The following is a 22,876-nucleotide window of genomic DNA, read 5'->3' as shown; positions in this document are numbered from 1 at the left end:
TGTGGACTTCTGGACCTCACAGGTCCAGAAGTCCACACCGAGGCGTCAGGGCTCCGCCAGGACCGTGAAGGGCACCGGGGAGGACGTGCTCGGGGCGCGGCCGGGGTCCCGCGGGAAGAGCTGGGCGTAGGCGCTGTAGGTCCCGGGCGCCGCCGTCCACGTGAGGCTGACGGGCCCGGAGGCGTCGGCCTCGAGCACCGTGCCGGCAGGCCCGGTGACGACGACGCGTACGACGCCCGGGACGTCCGGGGTCACCGTGAAGGTCACGGAGCCGGCGCCGGCTGCCGCGGAGAGCGCGACGCTCGACGGCGCCGTCCCCGGGTCGGCCGCGAGGACGAACGCCGAGGCCGCCGTCGCCGAGGGCGCGAAGCCCGTGGCGCCGGAGTACGTCGCGGAGAACTCGTGGATCCCGGCGGTGAGGCCGGGGACGACGGCGGTGGCCGTGCCCGAGGTGAGCGCGACGGGCCCCAGCGCCCGGCCGTTGTGGACGAACGTCACCGTCCCGCCCGCCGCCGGCGGGGACGATGCCACCCGGGCGGTGAGGGTGACGGACCCGCCGGTGGTCACCGTGGCGCGGTCGGCCGCGACCGTCGTCGTCGTGACGGCGGGCAGGACGACCGGGGTGTCGCTCGTCAGCCGGAAGGCGGCGACGGCCTCGGAGGCCGGGCCGGTCGCGTCGACCTCGACGGTCGGGCTGGCGAGGGTCCAGCCCGGCACGGCGGTGGCCGTGACGGTGTAGCGGCTCCCGGCGGGCAGGTACACCGACTCCTGCGTCCCGCCCACGCCGACGCTGAGCTCGGTACCGGGCGTGTCCCCGGTCGAGCGGACGGTCACCCCGAGGGTGGCCGGGGGCTCCGGCCCGTCGGCCGTCGCCGAGACCCGCAGGCGGACCTCGCGGACGTCGATCGTCGCCGTCGTGCCCGAGATGCTCGCCCGGTGCGTGCCGAGGTGGCCCACCGGGCCGGAGGCGACCGCCTCCCAGTCCGGTCCTCCGCCGCTCACCGGCGGGACCTGGTTGAAGACCGTGCGGTAGGTGCCGTCGGTGGCCCGGGCGACGGGCTGCGGGGCGAGGGAGCCGGCCGGGCCGCCCGGCGGCTCCAGGCGCACGAGCATGCCGGTGAGGTCGAAGCCGTTGACCGAGCGCACCGTCACCTCGACCTGCCGGGCGGCGGCGTACAGGACGATGTCCACGGTGAGGACCTGCCCGCGCTCGACCTTCACCGACCGGCTCGCGGCCGGGCCGAAGGAGGGGTGCTCGGCGGTGAGGACGTACTCGCCGTCGGGGACGCCGTCGAAGGTGAACCGGCCCGCCCCGGCGCCGCTGCTCCCGGTCTCCACCGTCTCGGTGTCGCCCGACGCGGACTGGAGCGTGACCGTGGCCCCGCCGACCGGTGCGGCGGCCCCACCGCCGGCCTGGCCCATGATCGTGCCCGTCACCGTGTTGCGCCGGGAGGCGATGGACAGGCTCACCGACGTCGCCTCACCGCTCGCGGGGACGGTGATCGTCGTGACGAGCGGGGCGTAGTCGCCGCCGGTCACGCTCACCGTGTAGACGCCCGGGACGACGTCGGCGAAGTAGTACCGGCCGTCGGGGGAGTCGAGGTCGGCCCCGGTGTACCGCCGCGAGCCCTGGAGGAGGGTGACGCTCAGGCCCTCGACCAGGCCGTCGGCGGCGGCGTCGGGGTCGTAGACGTCGACGTAGACGTCCACCGGGAGCGGCGCCAGGGCGACGTCGAGGGGCGCGGGGGAGGAGCCCTCCGAGACGAGCACCTCGACCCGGTTGGGCTGGGAGGCGCCCGTGTCGCTCACGTACCCGGCGGCCGCGAAGGTGAGCACCCAGGGCTGGTCGGACTCACGCAGCCCCTCGCGGGAGTCGGTGCCCGTGATGCGGAACGAGCCCGTCGTGTCCGTCGTGGCGAGGAACGGCTCGCCGCCGTCGGGTGGCCGGGCGCTCACCGTCACGCCCGCGAGCGAATCGCCGCCGGTGCTCCGCACGGTGCCGGAGATGGTGCCCAGGCGCCGGACCTCCACGGGGACCGGCTCGGCCTGGGCCGGGGCCACGGTGATGGTCGAGACCGTGAACTCGTGCCCGGCGGCCTGGACGTAGACCTCGTAGGTGCCCGGTGCCACGGGACCGAAGTTCACCCGGTTGGTGCCGACCACCGCCCGGGCGGTCCGGTCGCCCTCCTGGGGGCGCATGAGCGTGACGACCGGGTCGAGCACCCGGGTGCACCCTCCGTCGGCGCACGAGCCGGTCTGCACCACCTCGACGACGAGCTGGCCGTACTGCGCGAGCGAGACCGTGATCCTCACGGGGTCGGTCACGCCCTCGCCGCGCGGGGCGACGAGCACCTGCACGGGGTTGGTCTCGTAGCCGCCCAGCTCGGGGGTGATCGTGTAGAGACCGGGCCGGATGAGCGTGCCCCGGCCGTACTCGCCGGGGACCGCGAAGGGCTGGGCGAGGTCGTCGTGCCAGACGTAGGTCGTGGCCGCGCCGGAGCCGTTCGTCGCGACCCGGGCGCGCTGGGCACCGGGCGGCGCCTGCGTGACCGTGAGCGCGAGGTTGGCGCGGTCGGCGTCCGCGACGCCGTCGACGAGGATCTCGACCGGCCGGCCGAGCGGCTCGAGCTCGAGTGTCACGGCGGGCTCGGTGATCGCCACGTCGGTCAGGCTCAGCGGGGCGTAGCGTCCGAGCGGGTCCTCGACGGTGATCGAGACGCGGTCGCTGACGAAGGTCATCCGGCCGGTCGGGTCGCCCGGGACGTCGGGGGAGCCGTCCTCCGCCACCACCTCGAACTGGCCCGCCGCGCCGGTGGTCATCGTCACCGTCTCGCGGACCGGGACGAGGCCCGCGTAGCCGGTGATGCCGTTGACCGAGACGGACACACCCGCCACCGGCGGTGTGCCGCCCGCCCCGAGGTTGGTGAAGACCGCCCCGTCGACCGCGTAGCCGGTGCCGCCCGTGAGGACGAGCTGGCGGGTGACCTCCTGGTTGAGCCCGACGGTGAGCACCGGCGTGGCCCCCGTGTAGGTACGGCCGCTGCCCGGCGGCGTGTAGGCGACCTCGAGGCGGTAGCTGCCCGGCGTGAGGTGGGTGAGGCCGGCCAGCCCGGTGGGGCCGGTGGTCACCGCGTCCGGGGTGTCGCCGGCGAGGCGCACCGGCGTGACCGCGGCACCGGCCGCCGGCTCCAGGACGCCGCCACCGCGGTCGTAGAGCACGGTGAGGTCGACGCGGCCCAGGCGGTTGAGCGTGGCGTCGTACCGGCGCAGCTCGCCCGGCTCAAGCACGAGACTCACCGCGGCCACCGGCAGGTACTCGCTGCCGTCAGGGGGCCGCACGGCCACCGACCAGGAGCCCGAGCTCAGCTGCTCGAGGGTGTAGGACCCGTTCGTGGCCAGGCCGGCGCAACGCGCCCCGGCGGGGAGCGTGGCCCCGGAGACCGTGCACACGCCGCCGGAGTCGACCGTGCAGTCGGCGTCGGCGGCGGCGCCGGTGCCGGGGACGGCGAGGACGCAGGTGCCGTCGGGGACCATGCCGACCCGCGTGGAGACGACACCCGTGACGGACGGCGAGCGGTAGAGGGCCACGGGGTTGGCCTGGACCGTCTCGCCCATGGGTACCTGGACGGTCACCCGCCCCGGCTCGTAGCCCGGGGCCGAGACGTCGACCTGGTACAAGCCCGGCAGCAGCCCCGGCTGGTCCGCCGGCGGCAGGGTGTAGGGCAGGTCCGGCGCCACGGTCACCGTGACGGTGCGGGTGGTGCCGTCGAGGGTCTGCGCGCGGGTCGTCACGGTGACGACGCAGTCCTCCGGATCCGTCCCGGCCGGGCACTCGATCTGGCCGTTCGTGCTCGCGTCGGACACCGCACCCTGGACGCGGGCCGTGTCGAGCAGGCCCTCGTCGGCCACCGGGGTGAGGACGAGGTCGGCCGACGCCGCCCCGCCCGCCGCGACGGTGACCGGGGCCAGACCGGTGAGGTGGCCGAAGAGCTCGGCCTGGAGCACGTAGTCGCCGGGGGCGATGCCGTTGAACCGGAAGGAGCCGCGCGCGTCGGACGCGCTCATCGTCTTGTACGTGCCGGAGTCCCCGCGCAGGGTGAGGCCGGCGCCACCCAGGCCGACGCCGTCGGGGGCGGCGACGGTGCCCTGGACGACGCCGGAGGAGACGCCGAGGCGCACGTCGACGGTGGTCGCGGCGCCGTGGCCGAGCTCCACCTCGCGGGTGTGGGACGCGTACCCGTCCCCGGTGACGGTGACGGTGTACCGCCCGGGCACCGGCAGGTCGGCGAGGACGTACCGCCCGGAGAGGTCGCCGGTGGCGGTGGAGGCGGTGCGGGTGGTGGTGCCGTCGGTGGCGGTCACCGTGATCCCGCCGAGCCCGCCGACGGCACCGAGGGAGTCGGGGCCGGTGACGACGCCGGTGAGGGTGCTGACGGCGGTGTCCAGCGCGAGGTCCACGCGCTCGGCGCCCGCTGCCGCGAGCGGGACGAGCGCGGCCTCGGTGCCGAGCCCGTTGCCGCTGGCGGTGACGAGGTAGGTGCTCGGGGTGGACAGGCCCTCGACCGCCCAGGCGCCGACGTCGCCGGTCGTGTTCGTGCTGGTCGTGATGGTGGTCGTGCCGTCGGTGATGGTGATGTCCACGCCGCCGACGGGGTGGCCGCCGGGGCCAGTGGTGGTGCCGGAGAGCCGGCCCGCGCCGGCCACGAGCTCGACCTCGAGCCCGGCGGCGGCCTCGGCCCCGGACATGACGAAGCGCTGGGTCTGGTAGCCCGGCTTGGACAGGGTGATGAGGTAGTTCTGGGTGGCGGGCAGGCCGGCGAAGGCCCAGGTGCCGTCCTCGTGGGTGGAGGTGCTGCGGGTGGCGTCCAGCGGCTCGGTCCGCGTGACGGGCAGGGCGCCCGAGGGCACCTTGCCGGCCGGGTCCGCCGGGGGCCGGGCAGCGCGCAAGAGGGGGACGGAGGTGCCGAGCGGCCCGCCGCCGGTCGCACCCGCGGCACCCGCCGGCGGGGCGCCGGTCGTGGCCGGGACGGTGCCGGTCTGCTGGTCGAGCAGCGACGCGGGGGCGATGTCGACGCGCACCCCGGCGGGGTCGGAGCCGGTGACCGTGCCGCCGATGCGCACGCCCTCGGGGGCCCCGGCCCCGTCGTCAAGCAGGTCGTCCGCCCCGCCGTCGCCGGTGCCCGTCGCGCCGTCGCCGCCGACGTCGTCCCCGGTGCCCCCGGCGACGACGTCGGCCTGGTCGGGGCCGGCGACCTGCTCGGCGACCCACGGCACGCCGAGGCCGAGCGCGCCGGCCCACACGGCCAGCGCCGTGACGACGGAGAACACCCGCAGGACCCCGGACGTGAGCAGGGGGCGCGAGGTCAGCGTGCCGTGGACGCGGGCCGGCGCCTGGCGCCCGCGCGCGGTCACGGTGAACGCGAGCCGGTTGTGGTGCCCGACGACGCGCGGGCGCCGGACGGACAGCCGCGCCGGCACCCGGACGGTGCCGTGCGCCGGGACGGTGACGTGCCGGCGGTCGAGGTGCAGGCTCAGCCCGCGCTCGGTCGTGCCGCCCATCTCCAGCGGGACGGGGACGTCGCCGCCGTTGGCGACGACGACGGAGACGGTGCGGCGGCGCACGGCGCGCGTCTCGGCGGGCTCGACGCTGAGCACGACCTCGCTCGGGGCGTCGACGCGCAGGCTGCCCTCCGTGACCGTCCGCGCGGTGGGCCGCCCGCCCGGCCGGTGGGCCTCGACCGCGAGCGCGAACGGGTAGTCGCCGGGGACGGCGCCCGCACCGACCGGGACGGCGAGCTCGACGGTGACAGTCGCGTCGGAGGCGACGTCGGCCACGCGGACGGGCGCGGGGAGCCAGTCGATCCCGAGCGCGGTCACCGTGAGGTCGCGCGGACCGTCGGCGAGGTTGCGCACGTGGACCCGCACGGTGGCGGCCTGCCCGGCGGGCGCGTGCGCGCCGGGCACGACCGTGACGGTCGGGGCGCTGGTGGGGAGGTAGGTGCTCAACGGTGCCTCACGGGGTGGTCAGGTCGGCGGTGGCGGCCTCGCTCGCGCCGAGGGTGACCGGCGCCGAGGTCACGAGTGGCGCGCCGGTGGGGGAGCGGCGCAGCTCGACGATGTAGTGCGCCGGTGCGTCGACGTCGGCGAACGCGTACCGGCCCCCGCGCGCGGTCGTCGTGGCCACCGGTGGTGCGGCGGTGCCGTACTGGGAGGCGAGGTAGAGGTGGACGACGGCGCCCTCGGCGGCCTCGCCGGCGAGCGAGACGCGGCCGGAGATCGACGCGGGCGCCACGAGCACGGGGTCGATCCGCAGCCGTTGGCTCGCCCCGACCGTGACGATCTGCGACGTCGGCGCCGTGCCCCGGCGGGAGAAGGTCACCGTGTAGGTGCCGGGGACGAGGTCCTCCAGGACGTAGGTGCCGACGGCGTCGGCCGGGGTCGACGCCGTCGTCACCGAGTACTCGTTCGTCCCGGACGTCGCGGTGACGCGGACGTTTCCCGCCGGTGCGGCGGAGCCGGCGGCCGCGTCGCGGTACTGGGAGACGGTGCCGGTGAGCACGCCCGTGGCCGAGCGCATCACCGCATCCACGCGGTCGGGCGCCGGTGCGCCGGCGGTGACGTTGCCGAAGCCGTCGATGCTCACCGAGACCACCTGGGAGGCGAGGTCGGCCCGGGTGAAGGTCACCGTGTACGTGGAGGGGATGCGTAGCCCTGCCACCGACCAGCTGCCCACGGGGTCGGTGGACTGGGTGACGGTCTGGCGGGTGCTCGACCCGTCGGTGACGGTGACGTTCACCCCGCCGCCGCCGTCGGGCGCGGTCACGGTGCCGCCGAGGGAGCCCGCGGCGGCACCGAGGGTGGCGGCGACGCCGTCGAGCTGCTGGCCGGCGCCGAGGTTGAGGCTGAGGGTGGCGGGGGCGTGGCCCTCGGCGGTGACGATGACGGTGAAGGTGCCCGGCGTGGGCAGGCCGCGCAGCGTGAAGGAGCCGACCTCGCCCTCGGTGAGGGAGACCGTGCGGGCGGTGACCTCGCCGGAGGTCGCGGTCACCGTCGCCCCGCCGAGCGGGCCGGCGGCCCCCGTGACGCGGCCGGTGATCGCGCCGTCGCCGTCGAGGAGCTGGAGCTGCAGGTCGGTGCGGTCCTCCCCGGCGGCCACGTCGACCCGCTGCACCTGCTCGCTGTAGCCCGGCTTGGCGACGACGACGTCGTAGACGGCGGGGGAGGGGATGTCGGCGAGCTCGAAGGCGCCGTCGGACCCGACCGGGACGGTGCGCACGACGGCGCCGCGCACCCGCCCGGCGCCGGTGTCCTCGCTCGCGCCGAGCTGTCCGAGGAGGGCGGGGGAGTCGAGCGGCAGCTCGAGGGTGGCGGTGGCGCCCGCGACGTCGTCGCCGCTCACGGTGCCGCCGACGGTCGCCGGGACCCCGCCGAGGAGGACGGCCAGGCCGGCGGCGCTCTCCCCGGGGCCGACCTCGACGGACGCGGCCTCCGCGTCCGTCGCCGCTGCGGGGTACCAGACCTCGTCGAAGCCGGCGCCGCGGAAGCGGAGCTTGTAGCTGCCGGCGGGCAGCGAGGAGACGGCCCACGCCCCGGTCTCTCCCGAGGCGGTCGTGGCCACGGGCGCGGAGGTGTCAGTCACGTCGAAGGCCTCGACGGACACGCCGGCCACCGGCTCCCCGCTGGAGAGCAGCAGGGCGAGCCCGGACAGCGAGGAGGTGCCGGTGGTCGCTACCTGCTCGCGGGCCTGGGAGACCTGGAGGGCGAGGTCGCGGTCGGCGGCCGAGCGGGCGGCGACGGTGTTGAGGGCGGTGACGATGACGAGGGCGAAGACCGTCACCGCGAGGAGCAGCCCTGCCAGGCTGACCGAGGCGCGGGACAGTACCGGCCGCTGGACGAACACGCCCATCGCCGCGGGAGGGGTGTCGGGCTGGGTGACGGCGCGGGCGGCGTCCCCGGGTGGGGCGTCGCGCCGCCTGCGCGGGGCGGGCTGGGCGCGCTCGTCGGCGCGCAGCTCGAAGGCCCGTGCCACGGGGGAGCCGAGCAGCCGCCGCTTGCCGCTGACGGTGAGGGTGGCGGTGAGGTGCTCGCCGGGGGCCAGCCGTAGCCGCGGGGGCTCGAGGTGGAAGTCGAGCCGGTGCTCGGGGTCGGTGCCCACGATCGCGGCGTCCACCAGGGTGTTGCCGGTGTTCTCCACGACGACGCCGTAGGCGGCCCGCCGCCCGCCGGTCACGGTGCCGGGCTCGAGGCGCACGCCGAGGCGCGGTGCGCCCGCGACGTCGACGACGAGCTCCTCGATGGCGATCGCCTGCTCGCCGGTGACCTCCCGGACCTGGACGGCCAGCCGGCGCTCACCCGCGGGCAGCCCCGGCGGCAGGCGCAGCTCGAGGGCGACCGTCGTCGACTCCCCTGGGAACAGCCGCGGCTCGGGGTCGCTCAGGCGCACCCACGCCGGGTCCGCGCCGAGGACGCGCACCGCGTACCCGCCGATGACGTCACCGGTGTTGGTGACCGTGACGATGACCGGCTCCCCGGTGCCGGCGGTCAGCCGGCGGGGCTCGAGCTCCACGCGCACGTCAGCCACCCGCCAGGGCGAGGTTGCGCGAGGCGGTCGCGCCGGCCGTGACCCGCACGACACCGGTGCTCTCCACGCGCCCGTCGATCGCCACCGAGACGGTGTAGGTCCCTGCGGGCAGGTCGGCGAAGAGGTAGTAGCCCGGCGTGTTGGCACCGCCGGGTGAGGACGGCGGGCGCGTGGTCGTCGTCGTGGTCCGGGTGGTGCGCCCGTCGGTGGCGGTGACGTCGACGCCGACGGCACCCCGGCCACCGTCGGTCACGATGCCCTCGATCCGCCCGGTGGCGGGGTGGAGGGTGACGGCGACCGGGGCGGGTGGGCCGTCCGTGAGGTCGACCGGGACCGAGACCGAGCGGTAGCCGGGGTGGGTGAAGGTGAGGGTGTAGGTGCCCGGGGCCAGGCCGCTGAGGGTGAAGCTGCCGACGTCGCCGGCGGTGAGGGTCGTCGCGGCGAGGGTGGTCTCGGCCCCGCCGGCGGTCACGGCGACGCCGCCCAGGCCGGCGCCGGTGGGCAGGGTGACGCGGCCGGTCACGGTGCCGGCGCCGCCGCGCAGCACGACGGTGAGGTCGGTGTGGGACTGTCCGGCCGTGAGGTCGACGACGGCGCTCGCGCTCGTGTAGCCCTCGAGGTCGAAGGTGAGGACGTAGGTGCCCGGTGTCGGCAGGCCGGGGACGACGAAGGTGCCGACCTGGCCGACGGTCGGGGTGCCGACGACGACCTCGGCGTCCGCGACCGTCGTGCGGACCGTGACGCCGCCGAGCGGCAGCACGCCGTCGGTCACGGTGCCGCTGATCTGCCCGGCGCCCGCCGCGAGGCGCACGTGCTGGGCGAAGCGCTGCTGGCCGCCGGTGATGCGCTCGGTGATGGTCGTCGGGGCGTACCCCTCGGCGGTGAACGTGAGCTCGTAGGTGCCCGGGGCGGGCAGCTGCGGCAGCACGTACGCGCCGTCCGGCCCGGCGGTGGTCTCGACGACGACCTCCTCACCCTCCTCGGTCCACGTGGCGACCGCCCGCACGGTGGTCTCCACCGGCTGGGTCGTGTCCCCGACGTCGACTGTGCCCGCGATCTCACCGGGGTGCCCGACGAGCGCGACGTCGAGCCCGCCGGTCACCGTCTGCGCCTCGGCGGTGACCGTGTCGGCCCCCGCGGCGTCGGGCGCCGCGGGGTACCAGACCTCGTCGTAGCCGTCGGCCGCCACCCGCAGGAGGTAGCCGCCGGGGAACAGGCCGGCGATCTCGAAGCTGCCGTCGGCCTGGGTCGCGGCCGACCCGACGAGCACGAGGCCGTCGCGGCCGTGGCGCCACGCCTCGGTGGTGATGCGCCCCAGGCCCACGCCGTCGGTGTCGCCGACGACCGTGCCCGTGAGCGAGCCGCCGACACCGGCCGGCAGCAGCCCGTCCTTGGCGACGGCACCGGCGGGGGCGTCCGAGCCACCCGCGCCGTCCTGCCCCGTGGCGGCGAAGAAGGACGCGGGGGCCGTGCGGGTCATCGGGTCGGTGCCGAGCATGCCGAGGATGCCGAGGAGGAAGATGCCCGCCCAGACCGCGATGATGCCGAGCAGGACGAGTGCCGTGAGCAGGCCGCGCCCGACGGCGGGCCGCTGGGTGAAGGTGAGCGCGACGTGCTGCTCGACCCCCTCGGCGGTCGCGGTGACCCGCAGCGGCCGCTCGACGTCCGAGCCGAGCAGGTGGCGCGGACCGCGCACCTGGACGGCGCACGCGGCGACCGCGCCGGGCTCGACGTGGACCGCGGAGGGCGTGATCCGCGACTCGACGCTGCGGTCGGTGTCCGTGGCGCGCAGCGCGACGTCGAGCGGCACGTTCCCGGTGTTGCGCACCGCGAGCTCGAAGCCCGCGCGGCGCCCGGCGCGGACGGCCGAGGGCACCGCGGCGAGGGAGAGCGCGGGTCGTGCGCCGACGACGACGTCGAGGTCGTGGTGGGCGGGCACCGAGCCGGGTGCCTGCCCGTCGACCTCCACCGTCACCGGGTGGGTGCCCGCCGGGAAGGTGTCGGGGACCGTGATCCGCACGTCGATCCGGCCGGTCGCGTCGGGGAAGAGCGCGAGGACGGGCGGGCTGGTCGTCACGTGGTCGGCCGGCAGCCCGAGGACCCGGGCGGAGATCGCGTCGATGACGGCGCCGGTGTTGACGACGTCGACGGGGACCTCCCCGGTCTCACCGGGCTGGACGCGCAGGACGTCGGTGGTGCTCAGTGCTCTCATGCGGGCGTCACGACCGCCCCTCGGTGAGCGCGGAGCGGACCAGGCCGCCACCCGAGCGGCGCACCGGGCCGGCGGCCTCCGCGGCGGCGTCGCGCGCCGTCGCGGGGCGGTGCGGGACGGGGGCGGCGAGGCCCTCGACCGAGGAGACGCCGGTGGCGGCGGGCTGCCAGCCGAAGGCGTCGCTGGCCATCGTGACGACGAGGGTGAACGCCGCGCGGTGGTTGCTGCCCAGCGCCGCCCACAGCTCGCGCGGACGGTTGACCTCGTCGCTCGCCAGGGAGAGCTGGACCGAGGAGGTGAGCGTGGCCGGCAGGTGCGCCGCGGGGACGGTCTGGTGGGAGAGGAACCGGGTGAGCACGTCACCCAGGAGCTGGTGCTCGTCGCGGGTGCTGCCCGCCCACGCGCTCACGAGGTAGGACAGCTGGACGAGCGGGAGCGAGGGGCGCCGCTCGGTGCCGCCGGGGCCGCTGCGCGCCGCCGGTGGCAGCGGGGGCAGCGGGCTGCGTGCGACGGCGTAGAGGAAGAGGTTGACCGTGACCCGGTTGACCTGCGCCGACCACGCGCCCGACGGCGCCTCGAAGGAGACGTCGCCGACCTCCTCGGGCAGCGGCAGCGTGGCGCGCAGGAGCGCCTCGAGGCCGTCCTCGACCGTGGGAATGAGCACGTGGGATCTCCTGGAGGGCGCGGGCCCTGGGCGCACGACAGGGCAGGACGATGGCGAGAGCGAGCGTAGGAACGGGCGGCCGGGACGGGCATCGGTAATCGCTACCGAACCTCAGGCCTCTGTGGTGCGGACCGCTCCCGGGTTGAGGATCTGGACGACCCCGCCGTAGGCGCACGCACACGTGGCACCGGCGGTGAGCGCCGGACTGCCGGCGACCGTGGTCGCCGCCGCCCCGCCCGTCCACGGCGTGCCGGTGGCCGGGACGCAGGGCATCGGGGTGAGCACGCCGAGCGCCGCGGCCGTCGCGGCGGCGACCATCGGGTTGGAGGGAGAGCTGCACATGCCGAAGGGCAGGATGTTGACCAGCGGGACGGAGTCGGTCACGGTGGCCGCAGGGCGGCCCTCGACGAGCACGCGCGAGACCGGCAGCACGTTGAGCGGGGCGGGGGACAGGCCCATGCTGCACTGGAGCATGGCGGTGGAGACGGCGGCTGGACGGCCCATGTCAGCGCCCCTCGACGGTCACAGCGCGCTGTCCCGCACGGTGGCGGTCAGTGGCTCGCCGGTCGTCGTGACGAAGCACGTGACCTCCCGGTCCCCGTCCTGCTCCCAGCTGCGCGCGGAGGGCAGGAGGTAGGTGAGGAAGAGGCTCGAGTCGCGGTAGTCCACGCCGACGTAGCCGGCGAACTCCGCCGCGCAGGAGCCGTCGGCGAAGTCCTTGAGCGCGCCGTCGCCGGGGTAGCCCTCCGTGCCCTCGCCGGTGACGTAGTCGACGACGGCGTAGGCCTCCTGGTCGTGGGCGCTGTCGCACGGCACCCGCGTGATCTCGGTGAGCTCGGCGACGATCTCCTCCGGCGCGAGGAAGCACTCACCCGGTGCGGCGTCGAACACCGACACCTGCTCGGGCCCCTGCCCGAACAGGGAGCAGCCCGTGAGGGCCGCGCCCGTGAGTACCGCCACGGCGGCCGGCGCCAGGCGTCTGCGCATCCCATCTCCTTCACTCGTGTGCGCTGTCGAACCTAGCCGCGCGGCCGACTCGTCCTCATCAGTAGTTGTTGCGCAACTTCCGCCTCATTTGCGTAGTGATTGCCGTAGCCGCCCCGGGCGGCCGGGCGGGACGCTGGAGCAACCGCCGCACCGGGCGGGCGGGACTGGAGGCAGTGGATGAGGGAGCTCGTCGCCGCGCTCGCGCGCGCGCTGGAGCGCCGGCCCGGCCTGCCCGCCACCGCCCACGCCGCGCTCGCCGCACTCGAGGCCGACGCCGCGGACCTCACCGCCGTGGACGGCCCGCTCGAGGAGGTCGCCGGCCGGCTCGGCCTCGGCGGGCTGGACAGCGGGCTCCTGGCCGTCGCCCTCGCGCCCGAGCTGCACCCCTCGGCGCACCTGCTCCTCGGTCTCCTCTCCGGCGACGACGGCGCCGCCCGCCCGTCCGTGGCTCTCGCCCTCGAGCTCACCGGCTCCTCGACGCTGGCGCCCGCCCCGCGCCGCCGGCTCGGCCTGCGCGCTCCACTGCGTCGCTTCGGGCTCCTCGACGTCCTCGGGGAGGACGTCCTGCTCTCACGGCGGCTGCGCGTCGCCGACCGGGTGGTCGCCCACCTGCTCGGGGACGACACCGTGCCCGCCGCGCTCGCCCCGCTGCTCGCGCCCGCCCTGCCGGTCACCGTCGAGGGCACGAGCGAGCTCGCGGGCTCGCTCGCCGGCGGCGCCGGACTCTGCTGGGTCAGCGCCCCGCCCGGCACCGCCGGCACCGCGCTCGCGGTGGCCGCCTGCCTGGAGCTCGACGTGCTGTGCCTCGTCGCCGACCTCACCCGCCCCGGCGCCCCCGACGCCGCCGACACCGCCGGCGTGCGGCAGACCGTCCGGGGCCTGGTCCTCGAGGCGGCGCTCGGCGGCGCCGTGCTCGTCCTCGCCGGGGCGGAGACCGCCGCGCCGGCCATGGACCTGCTCGCGGACGCCCCCGTCCCCGTCGTCGCCGTCGGGTCACGCCCGTGGGACGCCCGCTGGCACGCCTCCCTGCCGCCGGTGGTCACGGCGCCCCGGCTCACCACCGAGCAGCGGCGCCAGGAGTGGCGCACCGTGCTCGGCGGCGCCGACCCCGGTCCCGAGGTCACCGCGCTGCGCCTGGATGCCGAGCAGATCCACCTCGTCGGGCGCGCCGCCCGCGAGGAGGCGGCGGCCCGCGGGAAGCAGCTCTCGCCCGGTCTCGTCGCGGCGACCGCCCGCCGGCTGGGCCGCTCCACCCGCGCCGGGCACGGCGGCGGGACCGCCACGCTCGGCGACCTCGTGCTGCCCGCGCACGCCCGGGACGAGGTCGAGCGCCTCATCAGCTGGGCGCGGCACCGGGACGACGTGCTCGCCCTGGGGGACCTCCAGGGCAAGGGCGGCAAGGGCGGCGGCATCGCGGCCCTGTTCTCCGGCAGCCCCGGGACCGGCAAGACCCTCGCCGCGCACGTCGTCGCGGACGCCCTGGGGATGGACCTGTTCCAGGTCGACCTGTCGGCTGTGGTCGACAAGTACATCGGGGAGACGGAGAAGAACCTCGAACGCGTCTTCACCGAGGCGGAGTCGCTCAACTGCGTGCTCTTCTTCGACGAGGCCGACGCCGTCTTCGGCTCCCGCTCGGCGGTGTCCGACGCCAAGGACCGCTACGCCAACCAGGAGGTCGCCTACCTCCTCCAGCGCATGGAGGCCTTCGACGGCATCACCGTCCTCGCCACGAACCTGCGCGGCAACCTCGACCAGGCCTTCGCCCGCCGCCTGCACTTCATGATCCACTTCCCAGACCCGGACGCCGGGACCCGGCGCCGGCTGTGGGAGCACCACCTCGCCCCGCTCGCGCTCGACCCGCACGACCCCGTCGACCTCGACGTCCTCGCCGAGCACGTCGAGCTCGCGGGCGGCGACATCCGCAACATCGTGCTCGCCGCGACGTTCGAGGCGGTCGCCCGCGACCGGCCGGTGGGCATGGCCCACCTCGGGGGCGCGACCGTGCGGGAGTACGGCAAGCTCGGCCGGCGCCCACCCGCCGTCGTGCTCGCTGCGGCGACGTCCCTCACGCCGCTCGTTCAGTAGCGATTGCCGTAGCGCACCGCACCGCACCGCAGCGAGGCTGCTGACAGCCACGCCCCGCTCGACCAGACCACAGGAGGCAGCCGTGAGCACGTCCCGCGTCCACGAGACCGCCCGCACCCCCGTGCTCGACGTCGCCGAGCAGACCCCCGAGGCCGCCGGACCGGCGCGTCCCGTCCCGCTCGCCGGGGTGGCCGCCCTCACGGTGGGGGCGGCCGACGACCGTGCCGAGCACGACGCCGACGTCCTCGCCGACCGGGCGCTGCGACGCCTGCACGCCGGCGCGGGGGAGGAGGACGCGCAGCAGCACCGGCACGGGGCAGGCTGTGGCCACCTGCGCCGGTCCGCGGCGGCCCCAGCGCCGGGCGCCGTCGTCGGGCGTGAGGGAGGGGACCTCGACGCCGCCACCACCGCCGCCATCGAGGGCCGCCGCGGCAGGGGCGCCCCGCTGCCCGGCGGTGTCCGTCGCTCCATGGAGAGCGCATTCGGCACCCGCCTGGGCCACGTGCGCGTCCACACCGATCCCGCCGCGGCCGGACTCAACGCCCGGGTCGCCGCCCGCGCGTTCACCACGGGGAGCGACATCTTCTTCGGCGCCGGACAGTTCGCCCCTGGCACGCCGGAGGGCCGCCAGGTCCTGGCCCACGAGCTGGCGCACGTCGTCTCGGAGCCGGGCCCCGGCGTCCACCGCCTGTTCGGCGGGATCGGCAGGGCAGCCTCCCGGGTGAAGAACAGCGTCCTGCACCCGCGCGAGACGCCGACGGAGCGGGCGGCGCGCGAGATCGAGGAGGAGCGCAAGCGGCAGGACAAGGACGCCCGCAAGAAGCGCGAGGAGGAGGAGCGCGCCGGGGTCAAGCGCTCCAAGGTCCTCGAGACGAGCGAGCGGGCCGCACTCAAGCAGTCGCGCAAGGACGGTGTCGCCGGCAGGACGGCGATGACGTCGGCCGTCTACGGCGAGGGGACCGAGTGGAGCGACCCGGTCGAGCGCCACGCCGGGCTCGCCGAGGCCGGCAGCCACCTCGGCGTCCTCCAGCAGATGTTCGAGGACGCCCTGCGCTTCGAGAAGGCCGCCGTCAGCCACCTCGTCAAGGAGCACGCGGGGGACCCGACGTGGACGGACGAGCGGATCGCCGACCAGGCCTACCGGGAGACGTGGCTCGAGGGCCTGCCCGCCGAGCACCTCAAGCACGTGCGCCCGCCCCGGGAGACCGCGGCCGAGCGACTCGTCATCGACGTACGCCGGGCGCGCACGGCCGCGAACGTGCGCAAGACCGTCAACGACGAGGCCGCCGCGAGGACCGCCGCCGCCTCCGTCATGGGCACCCTGCTGCCGCCGGAGGTCGAGGCCGTCTACGAGAGCTACGTCAGCCACATCGACGCCGCGATGCAGGCCGACCCGACGCTCGACCCGCTCACCGCCGCCGCCCAGGGGGAGGCCGTCGTGTGGGCGACGACGGTCGCCAAGATCCGCACGAAGCGGCCCCCGCAGGGCTCGGCGCTCGACCTCGCGGCGATCGACCAGGCCCGCGAGCGCCTCGGGCTGCGGCAGCCCCCGGCCCCGGACGAGCGCGACACCCTCACGCGGGCGGAGGACGCGGTGGGGACGGTCGGCGGCTACGCCGGCACCGGGAGCACCGTGGCAGGACTGCTCGTCTCCGCCGGAGGAGCGCTCGTCAAGGACCCGGAGGAGACGAAGAAGCCGGAGGCGGAGTCGCCCGGTCTGCTCGCCAAGGGCCTGAGCAAGCTCCCCCTCCACTCCGAGATCACCGGCGCCCAGAAGCAGGTCGCCGCGAAGCAGCGGTCCAAGCCCTCCGACCCGCTGACCACCAAGGACAACGTCATCGCCGGGATCACCTCGGTCCGGGAGATCGTCACCGGCCTCACCGGCGCGGTCCAGTCCGCTCTCAAGTTCGCCAAGGCGACGAAGCGGGCCTACGAGGACCCCGACCCCCGCAAGGCGCTGGCCGCCGCCAAGGCAGGGGTCGACGGGCTCAAGGGCCTCAACAGCACGGCCAGGTCGACCGCCAACCTCGCCAAGGCGATCTCCCCGTCGGTCACCGAGTCCGTCGGCAAGGTCATCCCCGGGTTCAACATCGCCGGTGCGGCCCTCGGCGTCGTGAGCAACGCCATCGACCTGGCCGACAGGTCCCTGCGGCTGGGGCAGACGAACGAGACGATCTTCCAGGCCCGCAGCAGGGACAAGGCGGCCACCGCCGTCGACGTCCTCGTCCACCCGATGCTCGGCCTCGCGCAGAGCTACACCAAGCAGGTGGAGAAGGCGTCCTGGGACACCGGCGTGGCCGTCTCCGACCTCGCGACGGCGATCGCCACGGTCGCCAGCGGCGGCGGCTACGGCATCCCCGCCGCGGTCCAGGCCGGGGTCAAGCTGCTCGACACCCTGCACAGCCTCGGCCACTTCGTGGCCGACGAGGTCCTCGTCGAGATCGCGCGCACCGCCGAGCGGGAGTCCGCGGTCCTCCACCTCGAGGGTGGTGCGGAGAACGAGCTGCGCAAGCACCCGGCGATGGCGGTGGACGGCATCATCATGCGCGCCGTCCGCGGGGACCAGGTCGCCCAGTCGTTCCTCGCCACCTACGAGGTCGACGGCCGGCCGATCAGCCTCGCCATGCTGCGCGCACTGGACGCCCCCGACCTCGGCGCCGACGCCGGCGTGGAGGACGGCTTCCTCACCATCCGCAACGCGGTGCTCGACGACCTCGGCGCCGAGGCCGACCCCCAGCACGCCTACACCACGTACAAGAAGAAGGCCGGCGCGTTCCTCGGCGGGGTCCGCGCCTCGTGGCGCACCACCGGCGACCTCGCCACCAAGCGCAACAAGATGGACGACGCCGCCACCGGCGGGGCGAAGGGGCACCGCGGTCTCGCGTGGCGGCTGAAGATGATGCTGCGCGGGCAGGAGGCCACCACCCGGTCGGTCAACAGGACCGCCGTCCTGTGGACCCACGCGACCGGCGGCGTGGACACCGAGGGGGCGGCCGTCGTGTGCGGCACGCACGTCCTGCCGGCGGAGCCGACCGACGCCGAGCTCACCGCCTTCCTCGACGGGATCGGCGCGATGAGCACCGATGAGATCCTCAAGCACACCGCCAACCCCGCGAACGATGCGGCGGCACGCGAGTTCCTGCTCTGCGTGTGCGCCGAACGATGGAAGGAAGAGGAGCGTACGAGTGTCTGACGTCGAACTGCCGGAGGCAGTACCCATGACCGACCCCCTGCCGGAGGCCGCGGAGTCGGCCAGTGACCTGCTGACCGCCTCGGTCCGGGCCCTCGTGGCCCGGGGACGGAGCGTCGAGGTGGACTGGGAGCTGGAGACATTCGTCCTCGGCGACGTGGTCATGGGGGTGGTGATGTCCTCCTCCCGCTCGGTCGTGCTGCACGCCGTGCGGCCCCAGCTGGTACCCGCCGGGGCGCTGGTCAACCTCGTCGAGGCGGTGCCCCGCATCAACACGCGGCTGAGCACCTCCGCCGTCGAGGTCGACCTCGGCACCGGGGCGCTGTCCGTGCGCGCCGGGCTGGAGATCGGCGACGTCGACGTCCCGGAGGAGGTCTTCGCCGCCCTCCTCGGCAACGTGCTCGACGAGGTCGAGCGGGCCTGGCGGGTCTACGGCCCCGTGCTGGAGGCGGTCATCGAGGGGCGCCTGGACCCCGCCGAGGTGGCCGGCCACTGGGAGTGACGAACTCGGCGAGCAGCCGGGCGAGCACCGCCGGCTGGTCGACGGGGACGAGGGTGGCGGAGTCCTCGACGACGACGAGCCTCCCGCGCGGGAACAGCTGGGCCAGCGCGGGACCGTGCTCGGGCGGCATGAGGCGGTCCTGCGCCGCCCACACGACGAGGACGGGACGGTCGAACGTGCTCAGCGCGCAGGACAGCCGCTCCAGCTCGGTGCGGCTCGGGGTCGAGCGGGCGAAGGTACGCAGGTCGCGGCGGACGAGCCGGTCGCGGCGCGCCGGCCGGAACCAGCCGTCCATGACGTCGCGGGGGACCGGGCGCCTGCTCATCCACCCCCACCCGCCCGGCGCGCGGCGGAACCAGGTGAACCGCTGGAGCTGCATGACGAGCCAGAGCAGCGCGGGCACCCGCGCGGCCACCGCGACGGCCCTGCCGGCACGCCCGGGCGGGTAGTTGTCGAAGGACTCGCAGGCGACGAGGACGGCCGCGGCGACGCGGGCGGTCTCGCCCTCGGCCAGGAGCAGCTGTGCCCCTCCCCAGTCGTTGAGGACGAGCGTGACGTCGGTGAGGTCGAGCGCCTCGAGCAGCTCCCCGACGAGGGCCGCGACGCCGCGGTGGGTGACGAGCTCGGGCCGGTCCATCGCCCGCTGGTGGCTGCCGAGCGGCAGCGTCGGGCAGATGCAGCGCACGCCCGGGCCGAGGGCGCGCACGACGTCCCGCCAGAGGGTGGCGTCCATGTTCACCCCGTGCAGGAGGACGAGCGTGGGTCCGTCCCCGCCCGTGTCGACGTACTCGACGGTGCCCGCGGTGAGGGCGACCTCGCGTCGGTCCATGGTGCGAGGCTGCACCCTGCGGGCCGCCCGGGGGAAGGGAATATCACGGCCGGGCCGGACACGTCCGGCACTAGGATCGGGCACGATGCCTACCACCTCCGCTCCCTCCTCCGTCACGTCCACGCGCCGCCCCGGCCACCCGGCGGCGGTGCTGTGGGACATGGACGGCACGATCGTCGACTCCGAGCCGTACTGGATCGCGACCGAGACGGAGCTGGCCACCGAGAACGGCGGGACGTGGAGCCACGAGCAGGGACTGGCGATGGTCGGCAGGCCGATCGCCGACACCGCCGAGCTCCTGCGTGACCTCGGCGTCCCGGGCACCGTGGCGGAGATCTCCGACGAGCTCGTCCGGCGGGTGGCCGGCCGTATCCGCACCGAGGGCGCCCCGTGGCGCCCGGGCGCCCGTGAGCTGCTCACCGCGCTCGGTGAGGCGGGGATACCGTGCGCGCTCGTGACGATGTCCTACCGCGAGATGGCCGACGCCGTCCTCGAGGTGCTGCCCGAGGGCACGTTCGCGGCGGTCGTCACCGGTGACGAGGTCACCCACAGCAAGCCGCACCCCGAGCCGTACCTCACGGCCGCCCGCATGCTCGGCGTCGACATCCGTGACTGCGTCGCGTTCGAGGACTCCGTCCCCGGGGTCGCCTCCGCCGAGGCGTCCGGTGCCGCGACCGTCGTCGTGCCGATGATGATCCCCATCCCGCCGGCGCCCGGGCGCAGCATGGTCCACACGCTCGAGGGCCTGACGATCGAGGACCTCGCGTCCGTCCTCGCCGGGACCCCGCTCGTCCGCATGTGACCCCGGCGAGCGCCGCCGTCAGGCGAGGCCGGCGCCGACGGTCGTCCGGCGGGTGGCGGTGAGGAGGCGGTCCAGGCCCTCCTGCGGCGGCTCGGGGGGCGTGCCGCCGAACGCCGGGCACAGGGCGCGGAAGCTGCACCAGTCGCACAGCCGCGAGGTGCGCGGCACGAACCGCCCGCTCTCGGCCGCGCGGGCGATGGCGCCCCACACCGACTCGATCTGCTCCTCGGTGGCGAGCAGCTCGTCCTGCGTGGGGTCCAGGGTGAGGACCTGTCCGTCACCGAGGTAGACGAGCTGCAGCCGGCGCGGCGGGGTGCCGGTGAGCCGCCAGAGGATGAGCCCGTAGAAGCGCATCTGGAACAGGGCGTCGGCGGCCCACTGCGGCTTGGGGGAGCGGCCGGTCTTGTAGTCGACGACGCGCACCGCACCGTTCGGGGCGACGTCGAGCCGGTCGACGAAGCCGCGCAGGAGCACCCCGGAGGCGAGCTCCACCTCGACGAGCTTCTCGCGCTCCGCCGGCTCGAGCCGCTGCGGGTTCTCCACCTGGAAGTAGCGCTCGACGAGCTCGCGCGCGCTCACCAGCCAGGCGTGCAGCTCCTCCGGCGTCCCGAACATCTGCTCGACGTCTGGGCGCTCGGCGCGCAGGTCCTCCCAGGCGGGGGCGAGCAGCTCGACGCCCGCGGCCGGGTCGCGACGGTCGGCGGGCAGGTCGTAGAGCCGCTCGAGGACGCTGTGGACGAGGGTGCCGCGAGCCGCGGCCGGGCTCGGCGGCTCGGGCAGCCGGTCCACGGCGCGGAAGCGGAAGAGCAGCGGGCACTGCATGAAGTCCTTGGCACGCGAGGGCGACAACGCCACCGGACGGGGCTCCTGCGGGGCGTCCGCCGGGGGGACGGCGGAGGGCACGAGGGCCACCGGGGACGTCGCGGTCTCTGTGCTGCTCACTGCCATGGCGCCACTGTAGGCAGAGGCTCCGACACTGCCGGTGCCTCCCACGCCGGATGTGGGCAGGGCGGCACCGGGACGTAGGGTGCGGGAATGACACGTCTGGGGCAGCGCACCTCCTCGGGCTGGGTGATCGGCCGCATCCGCGGTGTTCCCGTCGTGTTCGCGCCGTCGTGGTTCCTCATGGCCGCCGTGCTCGGGATCATCGTCGCGCCGACGATCACCCGCGTGGTGCCCGAGGCCACGACCACCGCCACCGTGCTCGCCGCCGCGAGCGTCCCGGTCACCCTCATGATCGGCGTCCTCGCCCACGAGATCGCCCACGGCCTCGTCGGCCAGGCCGTCGGCTCCCCGCCGCGGGAGTACGTGCTCACCCTGTGGGGCGGGCACACGCAGTTCGACGCCGACATGCGCACCCCGGGCGCCTCGGCGCTCGTCTCGGTCGTCGGCCCGCTGGCCAACGCCGTGCTCGCTGGGCTCGCCTGGTTCGCCCTCGGGTTCGCCGAGTCCCCGCTCGTCGCGGTGCTCTGGCAGATCGCGGCACTGAGCAACGCCGCCGTCGCGTTCTTCAACCTGCTGCCCGGGTACCCGCTCGACGGCGGGCGCATCCTGGAGGCGGCGGTGTGGAAGGTGACGGGCGACCGGCTCGCCGGGCTCAGCGCGGCCGGCTGGGGTGGGCGCGTCGTCGCCGTTGCGGTCGTCGTGGTCGGCCTGGGCCGCCCCCTCGCGCTCGGCCTGCGCCCGACGACCTTCACGGTGCTGTGGGTCGGTCTGCTCGCCTTCTACCTGTGGGCGGGCTCCAGCCAGGCGGTGAACACCGCCCGGGCGCGGCGCCGTGCGGCGGGCATCGACCTGCGGTCGGTCGCCCAGCCGGCCCTCGCCCTGCCCGCCTCCGCCCCGGTCGCCGCAGCGGACGCCGCGGCCGGCCGTCGCGTCGTCCTCCTCGGCCCGGCCGGTGAGGTCGTCGGGCTCGTCGACGACGCCGTCCTCGCCCAGGTGCCCCCCGCCGCGCGGGCGACGACCCCGTTGACCGCCGTCGCCTCCGTGCTCCCGCCGACGAGCGTCGTCACCCGGCTCACCGGCGCCGCCGGGGTCGGGGCCGCGGCGCAGGCGGCCCGCACGAGCCCGGCGATCGTCCTCGTCGACGGCGCGGCGGGCGTCGTCGGGGTGCTCACGGTGGACCGCCTGGAGGAGGCGCTGCGCCGGACCCGGCCCTGAGTGTCGGTGGCGCGGTCTACTCTCGGCCGCACGAGAGGGGTGGTGGCGGTGGCGCATCCGCAGATGTTCGAGGACGACGACCCCTACCTCGCGCGCGTCCGGGCGATCGCCCTGGGCTTCCCCGACGCCACCGAGGCCGTCTCGCACGGCCGGCCCACGTTCCGGGCGCGCAAGATCTTCGCCGTCTACGGCAGCTCGACGAAGGGCGACGCCGCCACCCGGGTGCGCTACCCGCGGGGCCTGGTCCTCTCCCCGGAGGACAGCGAGCGGCCCGCCCTCGCGGAGGACCCGCGCTTCTTCCTGCCCGCCTACTACGGCCCCTTCGGGTGGGTCGGGCTCGACCTGGGCTACGCGTCGCCGGAGGAGGTCGACTGGCAGGAGGTCGCCGAGCTGCTCGACGGCTCCTACCGGCAGGTGGCCGGCCCCCGGCTCGTCGCCCGCCTCGAGCAGGAGGGAGGCCCCGCCGGCTCGGCAGCGCCCTGACCACCCCGGTCAGGGAACGGGCGAACCGCCCTTCCCGTGAGGTGTGAGTGGTGTCACCCTGGAGTCATGTGCCGCAACATCCACACCCTGTACAACTTCGCGCCGCCGGCGACCTCCGAGGAGGTCCAGGCCGCCGCCCTGCAGTACGTGCGCAAGGTGGCCGGCATGACCAAGCCCTCCCAGGCCAACCAGGAGGCGTTCGACGCCGCGGTCGCCCAGGTCGCCCACGCCACCCAGCACCTGCTCGACGCCCTCGTCACCACCGCTCCCGCGAAGGACCGGAAGACCGAGGCAGCCAAGGCACGCGAGCGCGCCCGGCAGCGGTACGACGCCCAGTACGCCTGAGCCGGCGACAGGCGGAGGACGCCGGGTTTGTAGACT

Annotated in this window: 15 protein-coding genes; 7 read left to right on the top strand and 8 right to left on the bottom strand. The window is 75.6% G+C overall.

Features of this window, described 5'->3' with window-relative positions; genetic code table 11:
• Positions 1-45: 45 nt before the first annotated feature.
• The 6 genes from FHE66_RS04625 to FHE66_RS04600 all read right to left on the bottom strand — a co-directional run bounded on the left by FHE66_RS04625 (position 46) and on the right by FHE66_RS04600 (position 12,444).
• A complete protein-coding gene (locus tag FHE66_RS04625; protein ID WP_139071807.1) occupies positions 46-6,006 on the bottom strand; it encodes a carboxypeptidase regulatory-like domain-containing protein in 5,961 nt (1,986 codons plus the stop codon).
• A 7-nt stretch (positions 6,007-6,013) separates the two neighbouring features.
• Entirely contained in the window at positions 6,014-8,581 is a 2,568-nt protein-coding gene (locus FHE66_RS04620; protein WP_139071806.1) for a carboxypeptidase regulatory-like domain-containing protein, read from the bottom strand.
• Positions 8,574-10,793: a carboxypeptidase-like regulatory domain-containing protein gene (locus FHE66_RS04615; protein ID WP_139071805.1), complete on the bottom strand. Its 2,220-nt coding sequence runs from the start codon at positions 10,791-10,793 to the stop codon at positions 8,574-8,576. Before FHE66_RS04615 ends, FHE66_RS04620 begins: the two co-directional genes overlap by 8 nt.
• 7 nt (positions 10,794-10,800) lie before the next feature.
• Positions 10,801-11,457, bottom strand: a complete 657-nt coding sequence (locus tag FHE66_RS04610; protein WP_168202673.1) for a DUF4255 domain-containing protein — start codon at positions 11,455-11,457, stop codon at positions 10,801-10,803.
• Between the two features lie 111 nt (positions 11,458-11,568).
• Positions 11,569-11,961 carry a DUF4280 domain-containing protein gene (locus FHE66_RS04605; protein WP_139071803.1) on the bottom strand — a complete coding sequence of 131 codons (393 nt, stop codon included), beginning with the start codon at positions 11,959-11,961 and terminating at the stop codon, positions 11,569-11,571.
• An 18-nt stretch (positions 11,962-11,979) separates the two neighbouring features.
• Complete coding sequence (locus tag FHE66_RS04600; RefSeq protein WP_139071802.1) at positions 11,980-12,444, bottom strand: septum formation family protein; 465 nt, start codon at positions 12,442-12,444, stop codon at positions 11,980-11,982.
• A gap of 177 nt (positions 12,445-12,621) precedes the next feature.
• Between FHE66_RS04600 and FHE66_RS04595 the strand changes: the two genes are divergently transcribed.
• The 3 genes from FHE66_RS04595 to FHE66_RS04585 all read left to right on the top strand — a co-directional run bounded on the left by FHE66_RS04595 (position 12,622) and on the right by FHE66_RS04585 (position 18,221).
• Entirely contained in the window at positions 12,622-14,529 is a 1,908-nt protein-coding gene (locus FHE66_RS04595) for an ATP-binding protein (RefSeq protein ID WP_139071801.1), read from the top strand.
• A gap of 82 nt (positions 14,530-14,611) precedes the next feature.
• The gene (locus tag FHE66_RS15355; RefSeq protein WP_218013609.1) at positions 14,612-17,722 is read left to right on the top strand and encodes a DUF4157 domain-containing protein; all 3,111 of its coding nucleotides are present in this window, start codon (positions 14,612-14,614) and stop codon (positions 17,720-17,722) included.
• A gap of 25 nt (positions 17,723-17,747) precedes the next feature.
• Positions 17,748-18,221: a hypothetical protein gene (locus FHE66_RS04585; protein WP_139071800.1), complete on the top strand. Its 474-nt coding sequence runs from the start codon at positions 17,748-17,750 to the stop codon at positions 18,219-18,221.
• Here the strand turns inward: FHE66_RS04585 and FHE66_RS04580 are convergent.
• Positions 18,172-19,050 (bottom strand): alpha/beta fold hydrolase, encoded by an 879-nt coding sequence (locus FHE66_RS04580; protein WP_139071799.1) that lies wholly within the window; start codon positions 19,048-19,050, stop codon positions 18,172-18,174. The two genes, FHE66_RS04585 and FHE66_RS04580, sit on opposite strands and share 50 nt — an antisense overlap.
• A gap of 85 nt (positions 19,051-19,135) precedes the next feature.
• On the opposite strand from FHE66_RS04580, the gene FHE66_RS04575 reads away from it, so the two are divergent.
• Positions 19,136-19,852, top strand: a complete 717-nt coding sequence (locus FHE66_RS04575) for an HAD family phosphatase (protein WP_139071798.1) — start codon at positions 19,136-19,138, stop codon at positions 19,850-19,852.
• An 18-nt stretch (positions 19,853-19,870) separates the two neighbouring features.
• On the opposite strand, the gene FHE66_RS04570 is transcribed toward FHE66_RS04575, so the two are convergent.
• Positions 19,871-20,800 carry a RecB family exonuclease gene (locus FHE66_RS04570; protein WP_139071797.1) on the bottom strand — a complete coding sequence of 310 codons (930 nt, stop codon included), beginning with the start codon at positions 20,798-20,800 and terminating at the stop codon, positions 19,871-19,873.
• Between the two features lie 87 nt (positions 20,801-20,887).
• Here FHE66_RS04570 and FHE66_RS04565 point away from each other — a divergent pair, with 87 nt between their 5' ends.
• The 3 genes from FHE66_RS04565 (at position 20,888) to FHE66_RS04555 (ending at position 22,840) form a co-directional block, all read left to right on the top strand.
• Positions 20,888-22,012: a site-2 protease family protein gene (locus tag FHE66_RS04565; RefSeq protein WP_139071796.1), complete on the top strand. Its 1,125-nt coding sequence runs from the start codon at positions 20,888-20,890 to the stop codon at positions 22,010-22,012.
• 48 nt (positions 22,013-22,060) lie between these two features.
• Positions 22,061-22,495, top strand: a complete 435-nt coding sequence (locus FHE66_RS04560; protein ID WP_139071795.1) for an MmcQ/YjbR family DNA-binding protein — start codon at positions 22,061-22,063, stop codon at positions 22,493-22,495.
• 66 nt (positions 22,496-22,561) lie between these two features.
• The gene (locus FHE66_RS04555; RefSeq protein WP_139071794.1) at positions 22,562-22,840 is read left to right on the top strand and encodes a DUF2277 domain-containing protein; all 279 of its coding nucleotides are present in this window, start codon (positions 22,562-22,564) and stop codon (positions 22,838-22,840) included.
• The last annotated feature ends 36 nt before the right edge of the window (positions 22,841-22,876 follow it).

The organism is Georgenia sp. 311, assembly GCF_006151955.1.
Classification (GTDB): Bacteria; Actinomycetota; Actinomycetes; order Actinomycetales; family Actinomycetaceae; genus Oceanitalea; species Oceanitalea wutianyii.
Note: the sequence above shows the minus strand (reverse complement) of the source record. Positions and strands in the feature narration are given on the sequence as shown.